Here is a 3,779-nt window from a genome sequence, read left to right on the forward strand (position 1 = left end):
GGATAAAGTGATGAAAATCGCCGGGCAGACGCAGGGTGTTAACGCCGTCAATAACCAGCTCAGCGTCAAAAATGTATCGAAGCAAAGCAGGGGCGGCGCAGGGCGTGGCGAACTTAACCTCGTGCGCGCAGACGCTGCGCGAATTCGTTCCGTGGATAACGAATTGATCGCGCATCGATTGTTCGATTCGAGCCCGCTAGCGCGTTACCGACCCTTACCGCGCGTTCCAGGGTCGGCAATCGATACTGCAATGCCTCCGGGCAGCATATAGGCCTCGTCGGCTTAGAGCACACCTATTCTCTGAAGTCCCAAGTTCTACACTTACCAAGCAAGGAGGACGAAAATGTTGCGCTGGGCCGTTATCTTTTTTGTAATAGCGTTAATTGCGGCGCTATTCGGATTCACCGGCATTTCCGCCGGGGCAACCGAAATTGCCAAAATCCTCTTTTTCATTTTCCTCGCTGTGTTCGTGATCTCGCTTATTGTCGGACTGATGCGAAGAGGGCCGTAGCAGAGGATCAGGTTTGGACCGAGGCGCAGGCAAAAACGGCCCCGACGGGCCGTTTTTTGTTTTACTCGCGTTTACATTGAAAAAATGCTGTCGTCGTTTCGAGACGTGGGAAGCGTTGTTAAATCAATGGTATAACCACAGCAAAAAATTGGAGTCTCATACCAACGACAAATCCTGCCCAGCGATTCGCAGAGACAACCTCCGTTCCTTCTTAAGTATATGATATTTCAGCATAATAAGTACTGGTATGGCGATTGCTTACTGATTCCATAAAGCAAGTCTGCGGGCGCAGGCTTGTAAAATAAATTCAAAACGGAGGTTAGGATGAATAATTTTAAAAAATCTGCGCTTACCGCACTCGTCGCGGGGGCGATAGGATTTAGCGGCTCACTGCTTGCGGCAGATGAAAAGTCGAAAGCGGATGCAAGCGTAGCACAGGATCCTAAGCTGGAAAATCTGGACAAGAGCCACCCGGCTACCGGTGATGCTGCGAGCGGTGAACAACAAGCTGCTACGCCAGCCAAGCAACCTGATTTGGAGACGGCTGGCAGCGCGCATCCGGCTGCAAAGAAAGGCGAAGACAAAGGTCAAGCGGGCCCTGCCGGGAAGGACGCGGCCGCTCCCGCTGCGGAACCAACAACAACAGCTGCCGATTCGACATCTGCCGGAACAACCGGAAATTCCCACTGGGGACAGATTGATAGTGACAGCGACAACTTAGTTACCCCGGATGAGATGGAAAAATTCCTCCAGGCGAAAAACAGCGCGGGTACTGCGGAGCCGAAAGCAACCGGCGCGGCTGGTCCCACAGGCGAAAGCGGTACGCTTGCGCCTGCGAATAAAGAGAGCATGGAAAAAGACGCGCAGCCCAAAGGTACTTCATCCAAGTAGGCATCCGGTCAGCGGAAGCTGACACAACTTCAACCACCTTTCCAACCACCAACAGGAGAATTTCTATGAGATATGCCGCAGTTCTAGCAGCCGCCGCGCTCGCGCTTGGCGCATGCGCGCAACAAGACGAGCCCAAGGTCAGCCAACCTGGCGCCTCGACATCTTCTACAACCAACCCGACGATAACCCCAGCGACGCCGCCAACCGGCCCCGCAGGGCCTTCCGGTCCGTCTGATACGATGAAGTCCCCGTCGTCGACTAGCCCCTCTGCCGTTCCGCCGTCTGGGCCGGGTGTGGATTCGAGTTCAGGCAGCCCGACCGGAAAAACCCCGACCGAGCCGAAGACCGACAAGTAACCGGGGCCTTTTCATAACTGCCTGGCCTTTCAACTGAACGCCCCGCATTCTGCGGGGCGTTTTCCTTTTGTCGCTTGATTCAAAAGACCGGATCAAGAAGCGGCGCCTGGCTGAACTGATCGACAAGATCATGTAGCGACCAGCTAAAGAGATAGATGTTTCCAACTTGGTCGTGTTTATAATAAAGGCTGCGCTAAGCGCAGAACTCTAAACGCAGAGCTGTATGCCCTTTTACCGGTTTGCTCAGAGTTTCCAGGATCGCATAAAGGGCCGCGGGTAATTTTGGCACTTTAGGGGGGGTCGGGCGAACGATGAATAAGAGTTCCAAGAAAGTCATAACGACTATCAGCGTAGCGGGTGCGATGCTCTTCAGTCCTGCTATCGCTCAGAATCAGCAGCCTGATCTTGAGCAATTGAAGCAGCAACTCGAGGCGCAAAGGAAGGAGTTAGCCGCCGAAAGACGCGCTCTTGAAGAGCAGGAGGCAAAACTGGCTGCGACGAAGCGCGCCCTGGCGGAACAGCAGCGCCGTTTGAATGCGCTGCAGACACAGATAACCGGTAAGCCAACGCCTGGTCAGACGGCCGAAACAAGGGAAACAACTCCGCCTGCGCAAGGCGCAGCGGCGCCGCAGCCCGTCGGACAAGCACCGGATGCATCGGCGCAAGCGCCGGAAATTCCTGCCCTCGTTGAAACTCGAGGCGTTCTCACTCCCAGAAACTCTCTGATAATCGAACCCTCCCTGCAATATTAACCTTAGAAAGGTTATGTTTGCGAGACTGTCGCGGCCCAGGGCCTCCCCCGAGAGAAGCCCTGACTTTGCCTCGCCAATCCGCGGAACTGTTGAATGCGGTTTTATCGCGGTGACTACGGATTACGAACAGAATACGAATGCGGTTTTATCGCGGTGACTACGGATTACGAACAGAATACGGTTCGACCACATGCTTTCAAACTCTTCCCGCGGGATAAGCTTTGAGCCCAGCGATGGATCGCCAACGAGTACCATCGCGTCGCGCATGCCTTTTACTACCACGAAATGCTGATACCCTTTGTAATTGATCAAAACGATGGCTGGCATATTATTCTTGACCAATCGCTCAAGAGAGCTTTGTAACCGTCCGCCTGGTATCCGCTCGCCTCGAGATAGTTCTTCATATCGAGCAGCGAAAATCCTTCGCGTTGGATGCGGCGTTGATCCCCAAGTCGAACATTGCGGTAAATATCTGTTGCTCGGTAATCGGATGCCCGTAGTGATACGTCAGCAGTGTGGCGACCGCGGCTGAGCCGCAGCTGAAGTCATATTGCTGGCGCACCGTGGTACGAAACCGGGCCTCTTTGAGACTGGTAACCCGGACGGATAAATTCCCTGCCGAAATACTGGAAATATTCACTGAAACTGCATGCGAAACGCCATCGAAACACATCATCAATCCAGCAATCGGCAGGAAAAATATTTTTTTCATGATGTTTATCGAGTAGTCAGATTGACGATCATTGAACTCTGGATGATGACTTGATTCCCGGAGTTCTGAATAACAGTCGAGATGCCTCCGGCATGCGAAAACGCGTTACCCGAAATAACATTCGATCCCGTGCTTCCGGAAACCAGGACGTTGTCACCAAGCTCTGCCGCCAGGATCACATCGTCTTGCAGATTTTCGCGGCCGGTTTGTGTTGCCAACACATCTACCGGAATCGCTAAATCCATCGCATCATCCGAAAATCCAGACTCGGAAAACGCAGATCCCGTAAAGAGACCTAAGCTTAAAATTAGCACTGTCATGCTGTTACGCATTGGTTATCTCCTCATGACCGATACGTGAATCTCGCAACCGCCCGGGGGCGCTCAAGCGCCCCCGGCAGCATCGCTTGCGATCAACGGCAACCGCAGCCGATGTCGGCGTTCATATTTACCGATTGCTGAGCGATCGCGTTGGTACCCGTGTTTTGGGACACCTGGCTGATGCCGTTCTGGTTTTGCAGAACGTTGCCGCTCAAGGAGTTGTTGCCGCTGTAATGC

The 3,779-nt window shown here is 53.5% G+C and carries 4 protein-coding genes and 1 pseudogene; 3 read left to right on the forward strand and 2 right to left on the reverse strand.

The genetic code is table 11. The annotated features are described in order from the left end of the window. Positions 1 to 343: 343 nt before the first annotated feature. The 3 genes from H0V78_13605 to H0V78_13615 all read left to right on the forward strand — a co-directional run bounded on the left by H0V78_13605 (position 344) and on the right by H0V78_13615 (position 2,510). Positions 344 to 511, forward strand: a complete 168-nt coding sequence (locus tag H0V78_13605; GenBank protein ID MBA2352774.1) for a DUF1328 domain-containing protein — start codon at positions 344 to 346, stop codon at positions 509 to 511. A 324-nt stretch (positions 512 to 835) separates the two neighbouring features. Continuing rightward, on the forward strand, positions 836 to 1,402 hold the full coding sequence (locus H0V78_13610; protein ID MBA2352775.1) for a hypothetical protein: 567 nt from the start codon (positions 836 to 838) through the stop codon (positions 1,400 to 1,402). 667 nt (positions 1,403 to 2,069) lie between these two features. Then, positions 2,070 to 2,510 carry a hypothetical protein gene (locus H0V78_13615; protein MBA2352776.1) on the forward strand — a complete coding sequence of 147 codons (441 nt, stop codon included), beginning with the start codon at positions 2,070 to 2,072 and terminating at the stop codon, positions 2,508 to 2,510. Between the two features lie 120 nt (positions 2,511 to 2,630). On the opposite strand, the pseudogene H0V78_13620 reads toward H0V78_13615, so the two are convergent. Continuing rightward, a pseudogene (locus H0V78_13620) lies at positions 2,631 to 3,222 on the reverse strand (C39 family peptidase). 5 nt (positions 3,223 to 3,227) lie between these two features. Further along, positions 3,228 to 3,554, reverse strand: coding sequence for a hypothetical protein (locus H0V78_13625; protein ID MBA2352777.1), 327 nt, complete (start codon positions 3,552 to 3,554; stop codon positions 3,228 to 3,230). Positions 3,555 to 3,779: the final 225 nt, after the last annotated feature.

Source organism: Burkholderiales bacterium, from assembly GCA_013695435.1.
Taxonomy (GTDB): Bacteria; Pseudomonadota; Gammaproteobacteria; order Burkholderiales; family JACMKV01; genus JACMKV01.

Coding starts and splice junctions, on each gene's coding strand:
- H0V78_13610 (MBA2352775.1), top strand. CDS start 836: ATGAATAATTTTAAAAAATCTGCGCTTACCGCACTCGTCGCGGGGGCG.
- H0V78_13625 (MBA2352777.1), bottom strand. CDS start 3,554: ATGCGTAACAGCATGACAGTGCTAATTTTAAGCTTAGGTCTCTTTACG.
- H0V78_13605 (MBA2352774.1), top strand. CDS start 344: ATGTTGCGCTGGGCCGTTATCTTTTTTGTAATAGCGTTAATTGCGGCG.
- H0V78_13615 (MBA2352776.1), top strand. CDS start 2,070: ATGAATAAGAGTTCCAAGAAAGTCATAACGACTATCAGCGTAGCGGGT.